Genomic DNA, 23,932 nt, shown 5'->3' on the forward strand with positions numbered 1-23,932 from the left:
GTTTAAATCCTGTAAATCCCGCCGGGTCGCCGGTGCGGTTCTGCCTTTCCTTATGTTCCGCAACTACATTAAAATCGCCATCCGGAGTTTGTTGAAACACAAGCTCTATTCATCAATCAATGTGTTTGGTCTGGCACTGGGCATGGCTTGTAGCTTGCTAATTGGTCTTTGGGTTAAGAACGAACTAGACTATGACCGGTTTTTGCCCAATGCCGACCGAATTTGTTTTGTGCGCGTAAATTTTCCATTCAATGGCGAAACCATTACTAATTTCCCCACGCCAGGTCCGCTTCAGGAAGCGATCTCACAACACATTCCGGAGGTAGCGGCTGCTACCAAAGTAAACTGGGGTTTTGATGCGCTGATTAAGGTTGGAGAAAAAGCGGCTAAAGAAAACGGGCGTTATGCTACGGCAGATTTCTTTGGCGTTTTCGATCTGCCTTCCATAGCCGGAAATCCGAAAGCGGCACTGGCACAAACTAACCAGATCGTCATTACAAGAAAAGTAGCCGAAAAATACTTTCCTAACGGACAGGCTCTCGGAAAAACACTCCAGCTCGACAACAACAAGTTTTATGTGGTTGGGGCTGTACTGGAAAATCTCCCCTACAACTCCTCGCTCCAGTTCGACTGGCTCGTCAACTGGAAAGTATATGAACAGGACTGGATGAAAACCTGGGGCAATAACTCTTTCCAGACCTTTGTACGGCTAAAGCCCCACACCACACTGCCACAGGCTGAGAAAGCTATGGCGGTTCTGTATCCACGCTATGGTGGAAAGAATTTTGAAACGGGCAGACCGACCTTACAGCCCATCACCGACTTTCATTTATACTCAGAGTATAAAAATGGCAAAGCCGTTGGCGGACGAATCGAATATGTTCGGATTTTCGCGATTGTTGCTTTGTTTATCCTGCTGGTTGCCTGTATCAATTTCATGAATCTGGCCACGGCCCGGTCGGCTATGCGAGCGAAAGAAGTTGGCGTTCGTAAAGTGGTTGGCGCATTGCGGTCGTCGCTAATCGGACAATTTTTGAGCGAAGCTATACTGACTAGTTTACTGGCTATCGGTCTGGCTTTATTGTTAGTCTGGGGGTTATTGTCTAGGTTCAATACGCTATTCAGTACCCATTTGGTCCTTAATCTGACAGACCCATCTCTTTGGGCTATCCTGGCTATTCTGGTGCTCATTACTGGTTTTGTGTCTGGCAGTTACCCTGCCCTTTTCCTGTCGTCGCTACAACCCATTAAGATCCTGAAAGGGCGTCTGCAATTTGGTTCTGGCCCCGCGCTTTTCCGGCGGACTTTAGTCGTATTTCAATTTTCGTTGTCGATTTTTCTAATTGTAGGTATGCTGACCGTTGGGCGGCAGATGAGTTATCTACGAACCAAGAACCTTGGTCTCGATCGAGAAAACGTGCTTTACGTACCGCTGGAGGGCGAAATTGCTCAGGCCACTAAAGTGGAAGCATTTCGGCAGGAAGTCATGCGGAAACCTTCGATCGTGTCGGCTACTACAGCTATGTCGTTGCCAGTCAATGTACAAAGCTCGTCGGGCGATCTGGACTGGACCGGAAAAGATCCGAAACTACAAACCAACGTGTCGTGTATGTTTGTTGGGGGCGATTTTACGCGGACAATGAACATCAAGCTGCTCGATGGCCGCGATTTCAGAACTGATAGCCCGGCCGATTCAACTAATTATCTGATCAACGAAGCGGCTGCCAAACTGATGGGCATGAAAGATCCGGTTGGTAAAGAGGTGAAATTCTGGCCAGGTAAAGGGCACATCATCGGGCTGATGAAAGATTTCCACATCAACTCATTACACGATCCGATCAAACCACTTATTCTTTGTTTCGATACCCGCAATACGAGCTATCTGCTGGTGAAAACCCGCGCTGGCCAAACCCAGCAGGCCATTACTGATCTGGAACAGATTACGAAGGATTTCAACCCGAACTATCCATTCGACTATCATTTTGTGGATGAAGAATATGAAAGCCTGTATCGGAGTGAGCAGCAGGTATATTCGCTGGTTAACTACTTTGGCCTGCTGGCTATTCTGATTTCGTGTTTAGGCTTGTTCGGGCTGGCGGCTTTTATGGCCGAACAACGCACCAAAGAAATTGGCGTTCGGAAAGTGCTGGGTGCGTCGGTGTTTAGCCTTGTGGGTATGCTGTCGCAGGATTTCCTGAAACTGGTCATCATTGCATTGGTACTATCCGCTCCATTAGCATGGTGGGCGTTGCACCAATGGCTGGAGACGTTTGCTTATAAGACAGAGTTGAGCTGGTGGCTTTTCGGTCTGGCAGGAGGACTGGCTATTCTGATTGCGTTCCTGACCGTAAGCTATCAAAGTATTAAAGCCGCACTCATGAATCCCGTAATGAGCTTGCGGAGTGAGTAAGTCTGCACCGTGATTTACAGGATTTAAACGATTTGCAGGATTTTTCAGGCGCTTCTTTGACGCGAGTTGATCCTGTAAATCGTTTAAATCATATAAATCCAGGTCAGATGAACGCATTCAGGTCTAGTTGCAGGATTTCGGAGAATGACGACTCGGTGGTTAGGCCGCCGTCGCCGAAACGATAACGATACCATTGGTGAGTTTTGTAATTATAGACAAAACCTTCGCGGATGCCGTATAAGTCACGGTCGATAAGCTCGATGACTTTTTGAATATCCCCTTTTTGTCCATTTGTCTTACATATTTCAATTATGATTGGGGTTTCATCAGTTATATTATTTACCAGTAACAAATCAGGAACAGGGCTTGCCTTTGTATCATCCAGCATGGTTTCGGGTAGTGGCTCTAACTGAATTGTTTTTTTATGATGATAAAGGATGCCCAATTCAATAGTGAGCCTGGATATGACCCGCTGGTGGTCGGCGGGTGCCCAAACGCCCCGATCTTCCTGAACAAGCGAGGGTGGGGTTAAAGCATGAAAATACATAATGTAATGGTTTTAACCAAATCTACTAAAAAGTGTCATGCTTCGCAACTACCTGAAAATAGCCTTCCGAATGCTCTGGAAAAACCGCACTCATACACTAATCAATGTAGTGGGTTTGTCGGTTGCGTTTGGTACAGGAATACTTCTTTTTCTGACCGCTTCCTTCGAATTATCGTACGATAAGTTCCATGCCGATGCCGACCGGATTTTTCGGATCTATTTCCTGTCGTCGAACCGCGACGGTTCGCCCGATAAGGGAGCAACGATGCCTTATCCAATTTCTCCTGTTCTGAAAGCCGAATTTCCGGAAATTGAAGGCGTCACACGCTGGTTCGATAGGGGGGCCAGTGTACGGTGGAACAATAAGACCTACCAGAAAGATGTGCGTATGGCCGATGGCGATTTTCTGACCATGTTTTCGTTTCCGATGCTGAAAGGGAACCCCAAAACCGCCATGAACAGCCTGAGTGACATTGTGATCAGCGAACGCATGGCCCATGATATTTTTGGGAAAGAAGACCCCGTTGGCAAATCACTTGAGCTTCGGCTGAACGGTGCCTGGAAAACATTTAATGTAACAGGCGTAGCCAGTAATCCGCCCAAAAATTCGTCGTTTGAGTACGATGCACTCATTAGCAGTCAGAATGCGGGTGATTATCAGGAATTTAAAGACCGATGGGATCATGGCAACCACGATGTATATATCAAGCTGAAGCCGGGTGTGGACCCGCAAACACTACAGCGTCGTACGCAGGCGATGATGGACAAGTATTTTGCCAGCGATATAAAAGATCGGCAGGAGCAGGGTTATCCGAAAAATGAACTCGGTTTTCAGCGTAGCCTGATGTTGCAACCGCTCTTAAACGTTCATTTCGATACTGAAACCACACATGGGCTCGGCATCAGCCAAACATATGTGTTTACGCTGATGCTGGTCGGGTTCTTTATTCTGGCCATTGCCTGTATCAATTTCATTAACCTGACAATTGCGCAATCGCTTACGCGGGCCCGGGAAGTGGGTGTTCGTAAGTCCCTGGGGGCGCAGCGGGGGCAGTTGTTCCGGCAAATCTGGGGCGAAACCATTTTGCTATGCCTGGGAGCCTTGCTCATTGGTCTGGGCATGGCCTACGTTGCACTGCCTGTGTTTAACCGCATGTTCCGGAGCAGCCTAACGCTTACCGATTTTCTGACACCAACTGTATTGCTGGCAACCGCAATTGGTTTCCTGATCGTTACGCTGGTGGCGGGTGGTTATCCGTCGTGGTTTGTTACTCGGTTCAATGCCGTTGAGGTTCTGAAAGGCAAAGTGAAAGTGAGCCGTCCGGGTTTTCTGCGCAACTCGCTGATCGTTACGCAATTTACCATTGCCTGCCTGTTAATTGTTTGTACGGTAATTGTTCGTCAGCAAATTGGCTATCTGCAAAACCGGCCAATGGGGCTCGACAAGGAACAGGTTGTCAGTATTCCGGTCGGTGGCGAACTAAACGGAAGCGAGGCTCTGAAAACCATGCGCGATCGGCTGGCCAATCAGCCTACCGTAATTGCCGTTTCAGGAACGGGCGTCAACATCGGTTCTGGGCTGGATGGTAATTCGTCGCGAATGATGTTTGGGTTTCTTTATGGGAAACGCGACATTACCTGCGACTGGCTTCGGGTCGATACCGATTACCTGAAAACGCTGGGTATAAAACTGCTTCAGGGGCGCGATTTCAATGCCAGTTTCGGTACCGACTCAACAAATGCCATCTTGATTACCCAAACGATGGCAAAACGGTTGGGTGAAGCAAACCCGATAGGCAAATTTATTAAACCCGACGATAAAGAGTATCAGATTGTGGGCGTTGTGTCTGATTTCAATCTGTATTCGCTGCATCAGGAAATTAAACCAATTGTGCTGCAAATGCAGTCAAAATGGCCCATCAATTACATTCTTGTTCGGGTAAATCCCCAGAATCTGAACGGAGCGATGGAAACCATTAAAGCAGCCTGGAAAACGATAGCGCCGAAGCAGGAATTTATGGGTTCGTTTCTGGACGAAAACACCGAACGCTGGTATAAGCGCGAACAGCGGCTGTCGAACATTTTTTCGTCGGCTGCCGGAATTGCTGTTGTATTGTCGTGTATGGGTCTGTTTGCGATAGCCTTACTAACCATTCAGCAACGGACCAAAGAAATCGGCGTTCGCAAAGTGCTGGGTGCTTCGGTATTCAGCATTGTAAGCCTACTCTCAAAAGATTTTCTTAAACTCGTTTTGGCTGCAATCGTGATCGCTTCGCCCATTGCGTGGTATGCAATGGATAAGTGGTTGTCCGATTTTGCTTACAAAATCGATATTCAGTGGTGGGTATTTGTGATTGCGGGTATGTTAGCCATTGCGATTGCCTTAATCACGGTTAGTTTTCAAAGTATTCGGGCCGCGTTGATGAACCCCGTAAAATCACTTCGGTCTGAGTAAAAACAGCCCCCTAACCCCCAAAGGGGGCCTTTAACCGAGTCACAACTCCCCCTTCGGGGGCAGGGGGGCTGTTATGTTCACAAACTACCTCAAAATCGCCTGGCGGAACCTGCTGCGACAGACAGGTTTTTCGCTCATCAACATTGTCGGTCTGACGGTTGGATTGACCTGTTGTTTTCTGATTCTGTTGTTCGTTCGTCACGAACTCAGCTATGATACATTTCAGCAGAAGTTCGACCGGATTTACCGTATAACGTATCTGCCTAAGTTTGCGGGGCTTGAACAACCGCTGGCGCTGACACCTCCGCCGGTTTCTCCGCTGCTTCGGGCAAATTTTTCGGAGATCGAAACGTCGGCACGAGTGTTTCAATCGCCGGCCACGGTTGAAGTGGTGGGGCGGGGACGTCCCATCAAATATGATGAGGAGCGGTTTTTCTTCGCCGATTCGAGTTTGTTGGCTATTTTTTCCTTTCGTTTTCTTCAGGGCGACCCGCATAAAGCACTAAACGATAAGTTTACGGTTATCATTACCGACAAAGTCGCTCATAAATACTTTGGCAATCAGAATCCAATTGGGAAAACGATGCTTTATGAAGGGCAACATCCGTTGACGGTAACCGGCGTTGTTGAGGAGTTTCCCGATAATTCGCATATCCGTATCGATCTGCTGGCTAACTACGAAACCATGTTTGCCACTGAGAGCGAAAGCGCTCGTCAGAATCTGCCACAAAACTGGATCATCTCGCATGGCTATACGTATGTGTTGCTGCGCCCCGGAAAGTTGCCCGAAACAGTTAATGCCCGTTTCCCGCAATTTTTGCTGACACATGCCAATAAGCAATTTGCCAAAGACATTGTCTATAAACTGGAGCCAATGGGCAACTTTCATTTGCGTTCCGATGCGCAGGAGGGCCCTGAGCCAAACGGCAGCATTACCTATCTCTATGTCTTTATTGGTATTGCGCTGATGACGCTGTTGATAGCCTGCATCAATTTTGTGAATCTGTCAACAGCCAGGTCGCTCAAACGGGCTAAAGAAGTCGGAATTCGGAAAGTACTGGGCAGCGAGAAACAACAACTTATGGCGCAGTTTCTGGGCGAGTCGATGTTACTAAGTGTAATTGCCCTGAGCTTGTCGTTTGTGCTGATTGGGGCATTACTACCGGTTCTGAACGATCTGACAGGCAAGCACATTACGGTCCGCTATTTTCTGTCGGATGGCTGGCTGATTCTATTCTTTGTTGGAGTAGCCATGCTGACGGGGTTGCTGTCGGGGAGTTATCCGGCCTTTTTCGTGTCGCGGTTTCAGCCAATTGCTACCCTGAAAGGGAGTTTTGTAAGCGGGAAAGCTAAAGGCGGAATGGTTCGGCAACTGCTGTTGGGCGTGCAGTTTGTGGCATCCATTGCACTAATTATTGGTACACTGGTATCGTTTCTGCAGTTGCGCTATATGCAGAATCAGCCAATGGGATTCGACAAAGAATTTATCATTACGGCCAATACGCTCAATGCAAAAATTACCAACGTCTTTGCCGATCGGAGCGATAGTACCTACCAGCGGTTGCGGACATTTCGGGATATCCTGTTAAAAAATCCGCACATTCGGACCGTAACACTTTCGAACCGACAGATGGTGGCCGGTGCTATTCGGCGTAATGTGGTGCCAGAAGGCCACCAGCCCGACGAAAATCTGTTTATTGGCACCGTTGCCGTCGATCATAACTTTGCCAAAACGTACGGCTTGAAATTGGTAGCAGGGCGCGACTTTTCGGAGGCCTACCCGACCGACAAAACAGACGCCTTTCTGATCAACGAAACGGGCGTAAACCAGTTTGGCTGGAAATCGCCCGCTCAGGCTATTGGGAAAACGGTCAATCTGGAAGGCAGGCAGGGAAAAATTGTTGGGGTGCTGAAAGATTTTCATAACCAGTCGCTCCAGGCACCTATCGAAAGTTTACTGCTAACAGTCGATCAACCGATGTTAAGTATTTTTTCAATCAAACTTGGAGCAGAAAACAAAGCCGAAACCATTGCGGCCATTCGGCAGGAATGGGACCACTTTTTTCCCGAAAAGGGCTTTGCTTTTGACTTCCTCGATCAACGATTGGCGCAGCTTTATGAGCGGGAATTACGGTTGAGCAAGCTTATCGGCTACTTTGCCGGGTTAGCAATTCTGATTTCGTGTTTAGGCTTATACGGGCTGGTTTCGCTCGTTACGCAGCAGAAGACCAAAGAAATTGGTATCCGAAAAGTGCTGGGTGCATCGGTTCCTGACATTGTTCAGCTACTTTCCAGAGACTTTGTAATTCTGGTACTGATTGCGCTATTTATCGCGTCGCCCATTGCGTGGTGGGCCATGAACAAATGGCTTGCCGATTTTGCGTACCGGATCGAACTCTCCTGGTGGATGTTTGCCTTGTCGGGCTTGCTAGCCTTGTCGGTTACGGTATTAACCGTTAGTTTTCAGAGTATTAAAGCTGCGTTGGTAAATCCGGTTAGTTCCCTGCGGTCGGAATAAATGGCAGGGATGGCGGGGCTTGCTGGACAATCTCCGTTATTCCCCGCTCTCCCCACGCGAAGCACCCCGCACAATTTTGTCCACTGCCGTACGTTCCTGTCCGAAATCGGACATTTTGTAATGATATGTTTATTTAATCGTCTGTTAATCAGTGGTTAGTTAGCTTGGCATGAAACTGGCTAAACCATTTATGGATCACTATGCCTATTCTAATTTAAGACACAGCCACTGCCAGTATATGAAAACGCTACTTTCTCTTTTGTTCCTTGCAATCGGCTTTAGCGCAGTGGCGCAACAGTCGTCGTTTAGCAAAGAAGTGACGACTGACGGTCAGCAACTTCGAATTCGGGTAGATGCCGAACAATCGGGTCAGTCTATGCATTACAATCAGACGTTCGATGTGTCGGAGATGGATGCCCGAGCGGTGAAAGCATTGGAAAATCGTATTCTTGATTCGCTGGATCAGGAATTTGAAGGACGTTATGCCGGGTTGTTCAACGGGCGAAAGCGCGAAGAAAAATTCCGGAAAAAGCAATGGGCCGACGAATCGGTAGCTGTTGCCAGTGTGAAGGCCGATATGGATCCCGTTCGCTACGAAGTAATGGAGTCAAAAGCATCGAAAGAAGTGACGACCTATGATGTGGCACCATCGTCGGTGATTCATCGGGAAGATAAAGAAAACGGGCGGCTGTGGATGCAGTATGTTTTCAAAAAAGATGGCGACGAACTGATATTTGAACGGACAGCCAACGTACTTGGCAAAAGCGAGAGTGAAAAGAAAGCCATCATAAAAGAAACGGAGCGTAGACTGGGCATCAAATCAGTCGCTCAATAATTGATACTTCTGATAGTGGGAACGTGGAGCCAGTTTTATTCTGACTCCACGTTTTTGCGTTAGAAGCGTTTCGTTGCGTTAGCAGAGTTTTTTTAACTGCTTAAAGAACCCGCAACGCTTTTAGGCCTTAACCGAAAGTTCTAACTTTTTATCCCGCAAAAGCAGCGTTAATGAATTCGGCTACGTCTTTTCGGTCAGAATAAAAAGCAACGGACGTGGGGTAGAATCCAACGTACCTCTGTGCCACGCCCGTTGCCCTACGCCCCTACCACAATGCTACGCAACTACGTCAAAATCGCCCTCCGAAACCTGTCGAAGAACAAGGTTTACTCATTTATCAATATCCTTGGCCTTGCTGTTGGTATGGCCGTAGCCATGCTCATTGGCTTATGGATTTACGATGAATTGTCGTATAATAAATTCCATAAAAGTTACGACCGCATTGCGCAATTGTTCATCAACCAGACCTTCAACGGATCAACGGGAACCAGTCCGGCAGTGTCGATACCATCGGCTACCGAAATCAAAACGAACTATGCATCTGACTTCAAATACGCATCGCTGGCATCGTGGAGCTACGGACATTTACTGATGAACGGCGAAAAACGGATCAATAAAGAAGGCATGTATGTGGAGCCTGTTTTTCCACAGATGTTGTCGCTTACTATGCTGAAAGGCGATTATGCTACTGCATTGAAAGAACCTGCATCGATTCTGTTGTCGGAGTCGATGGCCAAAGCGTTGTTTGGCGAGCAGAATCCATTGAATAAGATCATTCGGGTCGATTCGAAAAACGATATGAAAGTGACAGGCGTTTTCGAAGATTTACCGTTCAACTCGGATTTCTATTCTGTAAAATTTTATATGCCATGGAGTGCCTACCGCGCCGAGAATCCATGGGTGAAAGATTCGGAACAGCAATGGAGCAACCACTCGTTTCAGACATTCGTGCAGGTGGTCGATCAGGCCGATATGGGTAAGGTTTCGGCCAAAATCCGGGATGTTGAGAAAAAGCACACATCACCCCAGGAAAATCCCGAATATTTTCTGCACCCGATGAGTCGGTGGCATTTGTATTCCGATTTTAAAGAAGGCAAAAACACGGGCGGGGCCATTCAGTTTGTGTGGCTCTTTGCCATTATCGGTGTGTTTGTGCTCCTGCTGGCCTGCATCAACTTCATGAACCTCAGTACGGCACGGTCGGAAAAACGGGCAAAGGAAGTGGGCATTCGAAAAGCCGTTGGGTCGCTTCGGCAGCAGTTGATAACGCAGTTTCTGAGTGAGTCGATCCTGGTGGTTTGCTTTGCTCTGATTTTGTCTATTCTGCTGGTGCTGGTTTCACTTTCGGCATTCAACGATTTGTCGGGTAAGCAGGTGAGCATTCCGTATCAAGAACCATTATTCTGGACAATGCTGCTTGGTTTTTCGCTGCTAACGGGGTTGCTGTCGGGGAGTTATCCGGCTTTGTATCTCTCATCGTTTAATCCGCTGGCGGTGCTGAAAGGTACATTTCGTGTGGGTCGCTGGGCCGCTGTTCCCCGGAAAGTGCTGGTGGTAGTTCAGTTTACGGTTTCCATCACGTTGATCATCGGAACCCTTATCGTGTTTCGGCAGATACAACATGCCAAAAATAGACCCGTTGGCTACGATCGGCAGGGTCTGTTACAAATTTCACTGACATCGAATCTTAATAACAAGTATGATTTGCTACGCGATGATCTGCTGAAAACGGGTGCCGTTTATGAAATGAGCCAATCGTCGAGCCCAACCACCGGCGTATGGTCGAATCAGATTGGGTTTGACTGGGAAGGTAAAGACCCCAAATCGATTCCGTTGTTTGGGGTTGTGGGCTGCACCCATCATTTTGGTAAAACCATTGGCTGGCAGATTAAAGAGGGGCGTGATTTTTCGCGTGATTTTTCGACCGATACATCGGCTTTTGTGCTCAATGAAGCAGCCGTTAAACTGACCGGGCTGAAAAATATTGTTGGCAAAACAATTCGCTACAACGAAAAGCCCTGCACAGTAGTTGGCGTGGTGAAAGATATGGTGATGGAATCGCCCTATAAACCCATCAAGCCCACTATTTTCATGGTCAACTATAGCTGGGCTAACCTTATCAACGTTAAACTCATGCCCAATGTGCCGGTTGAAGATGCGCTGAAAAAAGTAGAGACTGTTTTCAAAAAACACGATGCCGACTCGCCTTTCGATTTCAAGTTTGCCGATGAAGAATATGATGCCAAATTCAGAGCTGAAGAACGGATTGGTAAACTAGCCCGGATTTTTGCCGTACTCGCCATTTTCATTTCGTGCCTAGGCTTGTTTGGCCTGGCATCGTTCATTGCCGAACAACGCATTAAGGAAATCGGAGTACGGAAGGTGCTGGGTGCATCGACACTAAACCTCTGGGGCCTGCTTTCTATCGATTTTGTGCGCCTGGTGCTGCTCTCGTTCCTGATTGCTGCGCCAATTGCCTATTATTCTCTCAGTGAGTGGCTGGGAAGTTATGAATACCGAACCGATATATCGTGGTGGATTTTTGTTGTATCAGGCATTGGCGCTACTCTGATTACTCTCTTAACGGTTAGTTTTCAGGCCATTCGGGCGGCTTTAATGAATCCGGTAAAATCGTTGCGGGCAGAGTAGAGATGTGGGGTAAAGAGGGATGAACCAGTGTTTTTTATCCCTATGCCTCACGCCCTTCCTATACCACTAAATAACAATCTTAATGGTTAATATGGATAATCTGATGATTTGAACTCAGGTGGTAAGGTATGAACGGCTTGTTTACTAATCCTTACTACGTTCGTTATGATTCGGAACTATCTAAAAATCTCGCTACGCAATCTTTGGCGCAATCGCAAAGTCAGTGTCATTAGCATTATCGGCTTGTCAATTGGGTTGGCGTGCAGCCTTGTGCTGTTTCTGCTGGTGAGTTACCTGTTCAGTTTCGACCGGTATCATGCCAAAGCCGATCGTACGTACTGGATCGTTACGGATATTGAGCAGGAAAATGTATTGCCTACCGATGCCACTCCTCGCCCGCTGGGCGAAATTCTGCGCCGGGAAGTGCCGTTTATTGAACGTGTTGTACGGCTGGAAAATGCGTTCGGACGTATCGTCAGCATACCAGATAACAAAGGGGGCTTTGTCAAAAAATTTGAAGAGTCCCGTAATATTTGCTTTACCGAACCGCAATTCTTCGATGTGTTCGATACGCACTGGATTAGCGGAGATTCAAAGACTGCATTGACTGCCCCCAATACCGTTGTGCTGTCGGAGCGATATGCTGAGAAGTATTTTGGTTCGGAAAATCCAATTGGTCGCACTTTGCGGTTCGATAATCAGGTAGATCTGACCGTGACCGGATTAGTGAAAAACCTACCATCGAATACCAAGATGCGGTACGATGTTTTTGTTTCGTATGCTACAATGGTATCGCTGCTTGGTGATCGGCGGCACCAAGCCATGCAAGATTGGAACAATGTTACGACAGTATGTTTTGTGACATTACACGAAGCGATATCCGTATCGAAGCTAACGAGCGTTTTGTCTGATATTCAGCGAAAATACCTCGCCAGGGAAGAGGCTAAGAAGTTACAGTTTCATGCCTTAACACTTGACGATCTGAATCATAATCCGCAATACGGTGGTCAGGCTCCCCGTCCTGTTCTTTATACACTAATTATCGTCGGATTATTTCTGATGCTGGCATCCTGTATCAATTTCATCAATATTGCTACGGCACAGGCACTGAAACGCTCGAAAGAAGTTGGTATCAGGAAGGCGATGGGGAGTTCGCGAGGGCAACTTATCCGACAGTTTTTGACCGAAACATCGTTGTTGACGCTAGTAGCTGTAGTACTGGCATTGCTAATTGCTCAGTTATGCTTGCCGATGCTGAACAATGCCCTGACTGTATTAGGAGCCGATATGACAGTGTTAGATGTATTTCGGCCTAATTCGCTGGGTTGGTTTGTAGGACTAATTGGAGGGGTAATTCTATTGGCAGGGGTCTATCCGTCTTTAGTGCTGACCCGATTTACTCCTGTGACTGCCTTACGATCGGGTTATGGTCAGGTAACGACAAAACAGATCGGTAGTTTATTGGTTCGGCGGGGGCTGGTTGTGTTCCAGTTTTTTATTACGCAGTTGTTTTTGATTGGAGTCATTGTGATGATGACTCAGATGCGTTATATGAAACAAATGGATTTGGGCTTTCGCCAGGATGCTATTCTGACTATTCCCGTTCCCACAAAAAATCCTGCAAAGCAAGAACTATTGCGCAGTCAGTTACGCCAGGTTTCGGGTGTTGAACAAGTGGCATTAGGTGCCGAAGTACCTGCCTCGTATCGCCGGATTCCGATTTCGTTTTCCTTTGATAATCATGCTCAGCCCGAAGCGTTTCCAACCACGGTAAAAGTAGGTGATCAGAAATACATTCCGTTGTTTGATATCAAACTAGTGGCTGGGCGCAATTTTCTGAATAATGATACCGTCAGTAATGAAGCTATTGTGAACGAAACGATGGTAAAACAATTGGGTCTGCACTTGCCGAAGGAAATACTGGGCAAGTCGATTCGTGTTTGGGGACGAACTCAGACAATTGTGGGTGTAGTAAAGGATTTTCACCTTAGTGACTTACGGGAGGTAATTCCGCCAACAACAATACTGAATTACTACCCCGAAAACCATATTGCCGCACTGAAACTGACTCCAGCTAATCGCTCCGAAACAGTCAGTGCTATCGAAGCTAGTTGGAATACACTTTTCCCGGAATATGTTTTCAAGGCTAATTTTGTCGACGATATGCTGAATCAATTCTATATGACCGAACGTATTCTGTTAGGATTGGCACAGCTATTTTCATTGATTGCTATTCTGATTGGTTGTTTGGGGTTATATGGTTTGGTATCGTTTATGGCCGAAGCAAAAACTAAAGAAATTGGTATTCGAAAAGTATTAGGGGCTACTGTGCGGGAATTGCTCTGGCTGTTTGGTCGGGAGTTTAGCCGATTGATAATCATTGGTTTTTTGTTGGCTGCTCCTGTTGGCTGGTTGTTGATGAATGGATGGCTCCGCGGATATGTTTATCGCATTCAGCCTGGATGGTGGGTTTTTGCTCTAACACTAAGCCTGACGGTTCTCGTCACGGTTCTGACCATAGGCTATGAATCCCTAAAGGCTGCCTTAACAAACCCCGTGAAATCGCTGAGGACGGAATAAAAACAATCCTCTAACCCCCAAAAGGGGCATTAAACCGAGTAACAACTCCCCTTCTGGGCAGGGGCTGTTTATGCTCACAAACTATTTCAAAATTGCCTGTTGTCTTATACCCTATATAAAGAAGCAGAACCGCTATGAAATCAATTCTATTGATACTTTTTTTTATGCTTAGTGCGAATCGCCTGGTTGGGCAACCCGCATTGGCACAAATGACTACAACGGCACTACCGCCCGAACTTGATCGGGTACTGCGCGATTATGAACAAGCCTGGCGGGCTAAGAACACAAAGGCATTGGTTGCTCTGTTTATGCCAGATGGGTTTGTGATGCAGCCGCAACGCCCCCCTGTTCGTGGGCATGCTGCGCTGGAGCAGGCCTATCGGGGTATGGGAGGGCCATTGTATCTGCGGGCACTGTCGTTCGCCCAGTCCGAATCAGTAGGTTATATTATTGGCGCATATCGCTATAAAGAAACTGGCGATGATGTTGGGAAGTTTATACTGGCTTTACGGCGGGGCCCTGATCGGCGCTGGATGATTGCGGCAGATATGGATAATTCGATAAAATAATTGCCAGTAGTAAAGGCCTGAAAAAATAGCCTCGGGCCTTTCAGGGCGGTATGCCGAAACGTATTTCATACGCTGCGGCTGGATCATCAGGTTGATCTGCCTGTAATCGGTACGCTCTTTACGCTACGGGCCTACCCAGAAGATTTCTTACCCTACAAGCAGCGTTTTCGATTCTGTTGTGTCTTTGAGACAAATCGCCCTAAGCCCTTTGCCCCTGCTCCATGCTCACAAACTATTTCAAAATTGCCTGGCGGAATCTGATCCGTAACAAAGCCTTTTCGGCCATCAATATTTGGGGGTTAGCCATTGGTATTGCAGCTTGTCTGCTTATTCTCCAATATGTATCCTTTGAGTTGAGCTACGACAATTTCCACGCAAAGGGAGACCGAATTTACCGTGTTTTGCAGGATCGCTACGACAAGGGTAAGCTCAGTACGCAATGGGCGGGCGGAGCACAAGCCGCCGGAAACTCGTTTAAGGCTAACTTCGGTGAAGTCGAAGATTACGTTAAGGTGCTCAAGCGCCGGGCGATGATTGCCGACTATGGCGAAAAAAGCCTGAAAGTTGAGCGGGTGTTTACGGCCAGCGAATCGTTCTTTAACATTTTTTCTTACCCCCTTCTGGCTGGCAATGTGAACACAGTGCTGGCCGAACCCAATACGGTTGTTCTTTCGGAGTCGGTGGCTAAGCGGCTGTTTGGTAGCGAAAACCCCATGGGGAAGACCATAAAACTCAATCAGGAACGGGCCGTGAAAGTAACGGGCGTTTATCAGGACATGCCTGCCAATACGCACCTTCATGCCGATTTGCTGATTCCGCACGTAACCTTTATCAAGGATATGGGCAAGGATAACAACCCCGATCAGGCCTGGATGTGGGACGGTGCCTTGTCGTATCTGCTTCTGCGGCCCAATGCCAGCCCTAAGGCCCTTGAAGCCAAGTTTGTGCCCTATATCCAAAAAACGATCGGGGCCGAACTAAAAAAATACGATGCCGACGCGATTTATACGCTCCAACCACTGCGCAACATTCATCTGTACTCCCATTTTATGGAAGAAGCTGAACCCAATGGCGATGGCAATACGGTTTACCTGCTATTAGGAATTGCCTTTTTTATTGTTGTGATTGCCTGGGTCAACTACATCAATCTGGCTACTGCGCGAGCCGTTAATCGGGCTAAAGAAGTAGGCATTCGGAAAGCAGTGGGCTCGTTGCGCGGGCAATTGATTCGCCAGTTTATGACCGAGTCGGTAGTGCTCAATGGCCTGGCCGTTGGGCTCGCACTGTTGCTGGTTGTTATAGCATTACCTATTTTCAATCAGCTATCGGGGCAGCAACTGTCTTTCTCGTTTTTGCTTAGTTCTCGTTTCTGGTTACCGCTGATTGGTCTCTTTGTGGTTGGTGCATTTCTTTCGGGGCTATACCCTGCTTTTGTGCTGTCGGGATTCAGGCCAGTTTCGGTATTGAAAGGCAAAGTCAGTACATCGCGGCAGGGGATCATATTACGCAAATCGCTGGTGGTGTTTCAGTTTGCCGCTTCATTATTTCTGTTGGTGGGTACACTGGCCGTTTACAATCAGATTCAGTATATGCGAGCGCAGAGCCTCGGGCTTAACATCGATCAGACACTGGTCATCAATCCACCCATTATTAAAACCGACTCCACATTTATGCGTCAGATGCTGGCGTTTAAAGACGAACTTCTGCGTCGCTCAGACATTCGTTCCATTACGGCCTCAACGGTTGTGCCGGGGCAGGCTTCCGACTGGAACGCGGGCGGAATTCGATTGAAGGGGACCGATGAAAGCAAAAGCAAACAATACCGAATTATTGGCGTCGACTACGATTTTCTGAAAACCTTCGACCTAAAACTACTGGCTGGCCGGAATTTCTCGAAAGAGTTCGGGGCCGATCCCAAAGCGCTTATTTTTAACAAAAAGGCGGTTCAGCAACTGGGCTTCGATCAGCCCGAAGAGGCTATTGGCAAGCAGATTGAGTTCTGGGGCGAAACATTCACGTTGGTTGGCGTTACCGACAATTTCCATCAGCAGTCGTTACGGGATGCTTACGAGCCACTTATTCTGCGACTGATTCCAGATGTACGCGGCTTTTTTTCCATAAAGATGGCTGGTCGTGAGCTTAATAGCACCATTGACGAGGTGCGTAGTGAATGGAATCACTTTTTTCCCGGTAATCCATTCGAGTATTCGTTTCTGGACGAGCGCTTCAACGAGCAATATCGTGCCGACCAACGATTTGGTCAGGTATTTGGGCTATTTACGGGCCTCGCTATTCTGGTAGCCTGTTTGGGTTTGTTTGGTCTGGCTTCGTTTACGACAGCGCAACGGACCAAAGAAATTGGCATTCGGAAAGTACTGGGTGCATCGGTCGGCGAAATTGTTCAGATGCTTTATCGGGAGTTTGCCATCTTGATTTTAGTAGCTTTTGTTGTGGCAACACCATTAGCCTGGTATGCTGTTCGTCAGTGGCTTCAGGGATATGCTTTCCGGACCGATATTCAGTGGTGGCTGTTTATCGTTCCCTTTGTGATGGTTCTGCTAATCGCTTTACTAACTGTTAGTTTCCAGAGTATAAAAGCAGCTCTGATGAATCCCGTAACATCGCTGCGGACGGAGTAGGGGAGAGCGGGGATGGCGGGGTATTGCGGGAGGATGCCCCCGCAATACCCCGCCCAATAATGTCCGCTTTATGTCCATTAGCGGACAATGTTTTTTAATCTTATGTTGTAAGTGTCTGTATTTTAGGTTATTGTATTTTGGGTATGGCGTTTGTGGGTTGTTGGTTCTAACATATCCGCCGAACGCTATGCGTACTTTTATAGTCATTTTTGGGTTAGTGCTCATTGCTGCTGTCAGTAGAGCGCAACTCACTACAGCACCCATAGGGGGCAACAAAAAAGCATCGGTCTCTGAGCAGATTGGTTTGACAACCGTTACGGTACATTACGACCGTCCTGGCGTGAAAGGTCGAGAAGGAAAAATCTGGGGAACGCCCGTTGCTCATTATGGCTTTCAGGATCTTGGCTATGGACCCGGCAAACCCGCACCCTGGCGTGCCGGGGCTAACGAAACCACAACCATTACCTTTTCAGACGATGTGAAGGTTGAAGGAAAGCCGCTTCCTGCCGGAACTTATGGTTTGTTTATGGACCTGGGCGAGCAGGAAACTACCGTTATTTTCTCCAAAATAGTCGTCTCCTGGGGAAGTTATTATTACGACCCCGCCATGGATGTGCTTAACGTGACGGTGAAGAACCAGCCGCTCGATCGTTCGGTAGAATGGCTTACCTATTCGTTTATTAACCAGACCGATAGCTCGGCGGCTGTAGCCTTATTGTGGGAAAAACGCATGATTCCGTTTACGGTCAGTGCCGATCTGGTGGGTCAGCAAATGGCCTCATTCCGAAAAGAGTTGCTGTCTAAACCGGGTTTTACGTGGCAGTCGCTGGTTCAGGCCGCAAACTATTGCCTCACCACCAGCCACGATCTGAACCAGGGGCTGATCTGGGCCGATCAGGCCATCAACGCCCGGTATGTGGGGCAGAAGAATTTTCAGACGCTGACCACCAAAGCCGCCATTCTGACGGCGCTTAACAAAACCGACGAAGCTGTGGCACTTATGAAGGAAGCCATGCCGCTGGGCAATGTGATGGAACTGCACCAATACGGTCGTAGTTTGCTTGCCCAGAAGCGGAATCAGGAAGCATATTCGGTATTCAAAACCAATTATGATAAGAATCCCAATCAGTTTACAACAAACGTAGGCATGAGCCGGGGACTGGTTGCGGTTGGGAAACCCAAAGATGCATTACCCTATTTGCAGGCTGCCTTGGCACAGGCTCCCGATTCGCTGAATAAAGCGTCGGTAGAGGCCATGATGAAGACCATTTCGGAAGGGAAAATACCTGTTAACTGATTTTATTATGCTCACAAACTACATCAAAATTGCCTGGCGGACCTTGCAGAAACAGCGGGGCTTTTCGTTTATCAATATTTTCGGATTGGCTGTTGGGCTGGCCTGTTGCCTGCTCATCACATTATATGTACTGGACGAGCTAAGCTATGACCGATATAACGAAAAAGCCGACCGTATTTATCGGATTCAGTCCGACATAAAATTTGGGGGTAATGATATGCGGTTTGCGGTTACGCCCGACCCAATCGGCCCTACACTCAAAAAAGATTATCCACAGGTTGAACAATACGTACGACTGCATCAGCGGGGAACGTGGCTGGTAAAACGGGCGGGCGAAACAACCAATCTGCGCGAAGAAAATGTCACATTTGCCGACTCTACGCTGTTCGATGTGTTTACGCTACCACTCATTTCGGGCGATCCGAAACGGGCGCTGGCCGAACCTAACACGATTGTCATCAGCGAATCGGCTGCCAAACGGCACTTTGGTGATCAGAACCCAATGGGGCAAATGCTGACTCTGGATAACCGGCTTACATTCAAAGTGTCGGGTGTGATGCGCGACATGCCGAAGAATGCCCATTTTCATGCCGATCTCTTTCCAGCCATGCTCAACGACGAGTATCCGTGGGGGCAGTGGCTGAGCAATAATCATTATACCTATATTCTGCTTAAGCCGGGTACTGACCCAACAGCTTTTGCAAAGAATTTTGATGCCGTTATCGAGAAATATGTAGGTCCGCAGGCGCTGCAACTGATTGGCTCAAGCATGGCTGAATTTCGGAAAGCAGGCAATAGCATTCGTTACTGGATGATTCCGCTGACCGACATTCACCTCTATTCGAAACAGCAGATCGAACTGGCTCCCAATGGCGATATTCAATACGTGTATATTTTCTCGGCAGTGGCGCTGTTTATTTTGCTCATTGCCTGCATCAACTTCATGAATCTGGCTACAGCCCGCTCGGCTATGCGGGCGCGGGAAGTGGGCGTTCGGAAGGTGATGGGCTCCGAACGGCAACAACTGATCGGGCAATTCATGACCGAGTCGGTGCTGACATCGGCGCTGGCAATGATACTGGCTATTGCCATTGTGGCCCTGGCCCTGCCCGGCTTTAATACCATTGCCGCCAAAGCATTAACCGTTAATCAACTGGCAGCACCTTATCTGTTGCCAGTGCTTGTGCTGTTACCGTTTGTTGTGGGCCTGTTTGCCGGTAGTTATCCTGCTTTTTTTCTGTCGTCGTTTCAGCCAATAAAAGTGCTGAAAGGAGGAATGTCGGCCCTGAAAATGAGTACTGGATTTGGGGGGGCGAGTTTGCGTAGCGGATTGGTTGTGTTTCAGTTTATGATGTCAGTTATTCTGATTATCGGCACCATTATCGTTTACCGGCAAATTACCTACATTCAGACCAAAAACGTTGGGTTTGACCGCGATCAGGTTCTGACCGTTAACGATGCCTATGCCATTGGTAAACAGGCCGAGACGTTCAAACAGGAAGTGTTGCGCCTACCCGGTGTGTTGAATGGTAGTATATCAGGCTATTTGCCAACGCCGTCTAGCCGGAGCGATAATGCTTTTTTTGCGGAAGGCCAGATCGATTTGAACAAAGGAGCCAACATGCAAACCTGGGGTGTCGATCACGACTATGTGAAAACGATGGGGATGCAGGTTGTGCAGGGGCGTAATTTTTCGCGCGACTTTGGGGCCGATTCGGCGGGCATTATTCTCAACGAAGCGGCCGTGCGTGTTTTTGGCTTTAAAGACCCAATTGGCAAACGTATTTGGAATTACGATGACCCTCAGCTTAAAAACCGTAAAGTCTATACGGTTATTGGCGTTCTTAAAAACTTTCACTTCGAATCGCTTCGGCGAAATATTGGCGCGTTGTCGCTTGTGTTAGCTCCAAATTCGGGGTCTGTATCGTTCCGACTGAGCGGAAACGATATTCCGGCGCTAGTTCGGCAGATTGAAGCAAAGTGGAAGCAGATTGCACCAGGCCAGCCGTTCAGCTACCAGTTTATGAACCAGAGCTTCGATGAGATGTACCGGGCCGAACAGCGCATTGGCACCATTGCGCTCACATTTGCAATGCTGGCCGTTCTGATCGCTTGCCTGGGTTTGTTTGGTCTGGCCGCTTTTATGGCCGAGCAGCGGACGAAAGAAATTGGCGTTCGCAAAGTGCTGGGTGCCAGCGTGACCAGCATTATTGGCTTGCTCTCGAAAGATTTCCTCAAACTCGTTCTGATCGCTATTGTCATTGCCAGCCCAATTGCCTGGTGGGCTATGAATCAGTGGCTGAATGATTTTGCCTACAAAATCAACATCGAATGGTGGATGTTTGCCCTGGCCGGACTACTAGCCGTCGGTATTGCGTTGCTCACCGTTAGCTTTCAGAGTATCAAAGCCGCTCTGATGAATCCGGTAAAGAGTTTGCGGAGTGAATAAATGGCAAAGGGGTAAGGGCATGGGGCGTAGGGTAGCGAGACTTAGTACCCCCCTATTATACCCTATGCCCTTACCCCTTTGCTATTTAAGAAAACACCTCCCCAACCGCCAGTTCAATACCGGTAACTGGATCGGTGAGTGTGGCTGAGTCAGGAAAGAATTGGTATTTGCCAATAGCGGAATAGACAGCAATGGCCTGAAGGCTGGGCATCACCAGCCAGCACGACTGAACACCCGCCTTAAAATACCGCTCGAACTTAGCCAGAATGTTGGCATCACTTTGCGAAGGCGACACGATTTCAACAACCGTCAATGGCATCTCTGTCATGGAGGTTATATCGTGCAGGAAGTCAATCTGGAGTTTTGGATAGATTGCAATATCGGGAACCGTATCCGGGCCCTCGGGCATAGTAATGTTAAGCTCCGATGCTATTGTGTACTGCTCACGGAATCGAAGTTTCAAATTAAAAATCAGGTTTCCCTGAATAACGGCATGATTTAAGGTGGGTATAGGCTTACTCCGTTCACGCTCGTAATCAGATATTTGCTCAATAATTGCTTCCATGCGTAACGAGTTTTTAAGTGTGTTACGAACAAATCAGATCAATAGTTTGCTCAATACCCTCTGCTCGTATTCCTTTGCCTCATGCAACCTACCGCTGGGCGGGTAAATAAACCCGGAAGGTGCTGCCCTGGTCGGGTTGGCTACTGGCGGTGATGGCACCATCGTGTCGTTCCACAATTTTTTGGCAGATTGCTAATCCAATGCCCGATCCTGTAAATTCACTGCGACCGTGTAGCCGCTGGAAGACCTGAAAAATTCGGTCCAGGTATTTCTCATCGAAGCCAATGCCGTTGTCGGTTACCGAGATTTCGGCGAATCTGGTAGTTTCTGAAATCGTTTTTTCCGGATTGGGTGTAATGGCCAATCCGGCAGGCAGATCGCCCTGCTCAATTAGTTGACAACTCACGCTAATGACCGGTATTGTATCGTTGGGGCAAAACTTAATGGCATTGGACAGCAGATTCTGAAAGAGCTGACGCATCTGCAACTGGTCGGCCATAATGGTTGGCAACTCCTGAAGATGTATTTCGGCCTGGCGCTGGTTTATTCGCTCCCAAAGCTCATGTTCCTGTAACTCCTGAATAATATCGGCTATACTGACGGGGGTATACGTACTCTGCCGCGTTTCTACCTGTGAATAGGCCAGTAAATCCTGAATCAGCAGGCGCATTCTGCTGGCCGATGCGTTCATGCGATTTATAATACCGGTTGCATAGGTGTCGAGCTGGCTGGTATACTGGGTGGTCAGAATATCCGAAAAGGAAATTATTTTGCGAAGAGGCTCCTGCAAATCGTGCGAGGCAATAAAGGCAAACGACTGAAGATTTTCGTTCGAGCGTTTTAATTCGATGTTGGTTCGTTCGAGCTGATGCTGATAGTGGCGCATAGGCGTAATATCCTGCGCCGATAACACAACACCATCGCCAAAGCGAGCTACCGAAAAATCATACCAACGTCCGGCCCAGGGAACTTCCAGACGAATTGGTTTACCTGTTTCAATAACCTGCTTGCATTGTTCGAACAAGGGGGTCTCCAACGAACCCGGAATATATCTGGAAATACGCCGATACTGAATTTTTTCGATTGGATTTTGAAGAATATCGGCAGCCATCTGGTTCAATTTCATCATCCGTAAGTCGATAATTTCACCGGCTTCATTTCGAATACTCTGGTTCAGCACAATGGCCGCAGGAGTCATATTCATTACTTGTTCGAGCAAATCGGCGTTTTGCTGTTGAATCAGTTCCGCTTCTTTGAAAGCCGTTACGTCGGTATACGTATAAAAAATACAGCCATCTACGCAGGTAAACGACCCATCGAACCAGCCTTTCATGCCAAATTCCTCATAAAAGAAGATGATCCGTTTGGGTTGTTTGCTCTCAACAGTTTCTACATAATGCCGAAACAGATCGGAATGCTGCCAGCCCGGAAACAGGTCGCTAATTCGTGCATTCGTCATCTGGCTAACCGACCGGCCTGTAATACGGGCATTGTATTCGTTTGTCAGCACATATTGAAAGTCGACAATTTCAGCCTGATCATTTCGAACTGGCCGGGCCAGCAACAACCCCGCCTGCGTATTGTCGACGACCTGCTGGAGTATCGTGCTCTGGTAAAGTTTGTCGCGTTGTGACTTACGTAATTCCGTTGTTTCTAGAGAATTAACGATAATGCCGTCGCCCCAGGGCTGAACAGAAATGTCGTACCAGACTTCTGTCGTATCTGAGTCTTGATGGTATTCAAATTGTTCCGGTTGTCTGGTTTCTGCCACCCGGCAATAACAGGCTACTAAATCGGTCCCTGCTAAGGAGGGCGCTATTTGGAGCAGCGTAGCCTGCTTTATTTGGTCGATCGGTTGACGGAAAATGTCAGCCGATGCTTTATTGCGAAAAATGGTCTGAAAATCAACGATCGTTCCACCTTCATTACGAACGGCTGTATAGACAGAAATGCCCATTTGAGAGGTGTTCTGAATACTATGCAACAGTTCGGTCTGTTGTTGTAAGGCCTGTTCGGTTTGTGATGGTGCTGTTTCAGTATAGAACGTAAGCATGACACCATCGTCCTGTTTCTGAGCCAGTATGGTGTAGCGATTGGGTGCGGCAGAATCCCCGCAATTTTCCATGTCAAAGCGAACGGACCGCCCAAACTCGACAACGAGACTACATTGTTTGATCAGGTAGGCAGCATCATTTTCAGCAACAAGCTGACTAAGCAATCGGCCAACCAGCTCCTCTTGCGGGCGCTCCCATATGAGTATGGCCGGGGTGTTTAGCATAAGCAATCGAAAGTCGATGAGTTGACCGTTGGAGTTGCGCTGAGCCTGAAATAATACCATGCCACTGATTGCAGAAATCGGGTTTGTGTCAGAAAAGAAGCTGATAGAGGGAAAAAGGGTATGCATAACAAGATTACGGCT

Annotated in this window: 13 protein-coding genes; 10 read left to right on the forward strand and 3 right to left on the reverse strand. The window is 47.8% G+C overall.

The features are described from left to right. Positions 1 to 52: 52 nt before the first annotated feature. Positions 53 to 2,410 (forward strand): ABC transporter permease, encoded by a 2,358-nt coding sequence (locus WBJ53_RS05950; protein WP_338875147.1) that lies wholly within the window; start codon positions 53 to 55, stop codon positions 2,408 to 2,410. Between the two features lie 103 nt (positions 2,411 to 2,513). Here the strand turns inward: WBJ53_RS05950 and WBJ53_RS05955 are convergent, their stop codons facing one another. Continuing rightward, positions 2,514 to 2,957, reverse strand: coding sequence for a hypothetical protein (locus WBJ53_RS05955; RefSeq protein ID WP_338875148.1), 444 nt, complete (start codon positions 2,955 to 2,957; stop codon positions 2,514 to 2,516). 37 nt (positions 2,958 to 2,994) lie between these two features. On the opposite strand from WBJ53_RS05955, the gene WBJ53_RS05960 reads away from it, so the two are divergent. From WBJ53_RS05960 to WBJ53_RS06000, 9 genes are all read left to right on the forward strand, one after another. Next, the gene (locus WBJ53_RS05960) at positions 2,995 to 5,412 is read left to right on the forward strand and encodes an ABC transporter permease (RefSeq protein WP_338875149.1); all 2,418 of its coding nucleotides are present in this window, start codon (positions 2,995 to 2,997) and stop codon (positions 5,410 to 5,412) included. A 73-nt stretch (positions 5,413 to 5,485) separates the two neighbouring features. Further along, positions 5,486 to 7,930 (forward strand): ABC transporter permease, encoded by a 2,445-nt coding sequence (locus tag WBJ53_RS05965; protein ID WP_338875150.1) that lies wholly within the window; start codon positions 5,486 to 5,488, stop codon positions 7,928 to 7,930. Between the two features lie 238 nt (positions 7,931 to 8,168). Further along, positions 8,169 to 8,765, forward strand: coding sequence for a hypothetical protein (locus WBJ53_RS05970; protein ID WP_338875151.1), 597 nt, complete (start codon positions 8,169 to 8,171; stop codon positions 8,763 to 8,765). A gap of 273 nt (positions 8,766 to 9,038) precedes the next feature. Then, positions 9,039 to 11,414 (forward strand): ABC transporter permease, encoded by a 2,376-nt coding sequence (locus WBJ53_RS05975; RefSeq protein ID WP_338875153.1) that lies wholly within the window; start codon positions 9,039 to 9,041, stop codon positions 11,412 to 11,414. A 165-nt stretch (positions 11,415 to 11,579) separates the two neighbouring features. Then, on the forward strand, positions 11,580 to 13,994 hold the full coding sequence (locus WBJ53_RS05980) for an ABC transporter permease (RefSeq protein ID WP_338875154.1): 2,415 nt from the start codon (positions 11,580 to 11,582) through the stop codon (positions 13,992 to 13,994). A gap of 134 nt (positions 13,995 to 14,128) precedes the next feature. After that, positions 14,129 to 14,563 (forward strand): DUF4440 domain-containing protein, encoded by a 435-nt coding sequence (locus tag WBJ53_RS05985; protein WP_338875155.1) that lies wholly within the window; start codon positions 14,129 to 14,131, stop codon positions 14,561 to 14,563. A gap of 221 nt (positions 14,564 to 14,784) precedes the next feature. Next, the gene (locus WBJ53_RS05990; protein WP_338875156.1) at positions 14,785 to 17,202 is read left to right on the forward strand and encodes an ABC transporter permease; all 2,418 of its coding nucleotides are present in this window, start codon (positions 14,785 to 14,787) and stop codon (positions 17,200 to 17,202) included. Positions 17,203 to 17,389: 187 nt separating this feature from the next. Further along, positions 17,390 to 18,499, forward strand: a complete 1,110-nt coding sequence (locus tag WBJ53_RS05995) for a DUF2911 domain-containing protein (RefSeq protein ID WP_338875157.1) — start codon at positions 17,390 to 17,392, stop codon at positions 18,497 to 18,499. Positions 18,500 to 18,506: 7 nt separating this feature from the next. Further along, positions 18,507 to 20,948 (forward strand): ABC transporter permease, encoded by a 2,442-nt coding sequence (locus WBJ53_RS06000; RefSeq protein ID WP_338875158.1) that lies wholly within the window; start codon positions 18,507 to 18,509, stop codon positions 20,946 to 20,948. Between the two features lie 85 nt (positions 20,949 to 21,033). Here WBJ53_RS06000 and WBJ53_RS06005 read toward each other — a convergent pair whose 3' ends face one another. After that, positions 21,034 to 21,513, reverse strand: a complete 480-nt coding sequence (locus WBJ53_RS06005) for a Uma2 family endonuclease (RefSeq protein WP_338875159.1) — start codon at positions 21,511 to 21,513, stop codon at positions 21,034 to 21,036. Positions 21,514 to 21,601: 88 nt separating this feature from the next. Beyond that, a complete protein-coding gene (locus tag WBJ53_RS06010) occupies positions 21,602 to 23,917 on the reverse strand; it encodes an ATP-binding protein (RefSeq protein ID WP_338875160.1) in 2,316 nt (771 codons plus the stop codon). Positions 23,918 to 23,932: the final 15 nt, after the last annotated feature.

It is taken from the genome of Spirosoma sp. SC4-14, from assembly GCF_037201965.1.
Taxonomy (GTDB): domain Bacteria; phylum Bacteroidota; class Bacteroidia; order Cytophagales; family Spirosomataceae; genus Spirosoma.

Coding starts and splice junctions, on each gene's coding strand:
- WBJ53_RS05985 (WP_338875155.1), top strand. CDS start 14,129: ATGAAATCAATTCTATTGATACTTTTTTTTATGCTTAGTGCGAATCGC.
- WBJ53_RS05990 (WP_338875156.1), top strand. CDS start 14,785: ATGCTCACAAACTATTTCAAAATTGCCTGGCGGAATCTGATCCGTAAC.
- WBJ53_RS06005 (WP_338875159.1), bottom strand. CDS start 21,513: ATGGAAGCAATTATTGAGCAAATATCTGATTACGAGCGTGAACGGAGT.
- WBJ53_RS05955 (WP_338875148.1), bottom strand. CDS start 2,957: ATGTATTTTCATGCTTTAACCCCACCCTCGCTTGTTCAGGAAGATCGG.
- WBJ53_RS05965 (WP_338875150.1), top strand. CDS start 5,486: ATGTTCACAAACTACCTCAAAATCGCCTGGCGGAACCTGCTGCGACAG.
- WBJ53_RS05975 (WP_338875153.1), top strand. CDS start 9,039: ATGCTACGCAACTACGTCAAAATCGCCCTCCGAAACCTGTCGAAGAAC.
- WBJ53_RS05950 (WP_338875147.1), top strand. CDS start 53: ATGTTCCGCAACTACATTAAAATCGCCATCCGGAGTTTGTTGAAACAC.
- WBJ53_RS05980 (WP_338875154.1), top strand. CDS start 11,580: ATGATTCGGAACTATCTAAAAATCTCGCTACGCAATCTTTGGCGCAAT.
- WBJ53_RS05970 (WP_338875151.1), top strand. CDS start 8,169: ATGAAAACGCTACTTTCTCTTTTGTTCCTTGCAATCGGCTTTAGCGCA.
- WBJ53_RS06000 (WP_338875158.1), top strand. CDS start 18,507: ATGCTCACAAACTACATCAAAATTGCCTGGCGGACCTTGCAGAAACAG.
- WBJ53_RS05995 (WP_338875157.1), top strand. CDS start 17,390: ATGCGTACTTTTATAGTCATTTTTGGGTTAGTGCTCATTGCTGCTGTC.
- WBJ53_RS06010 (WP_338875160.1), bottom strand. CDS start 23,917: ATGCATACCCTTTTTCCCTCTATCAGCTTCTTTTCTGACACAAACCCG.
- WBJ53_RS05960 (WP_338875149.1), top strand. CDS start 2,995: ATGCTTCGCAACTACCTGAAAATAGCCTTCCGAATGCTCTGGAAAAAC.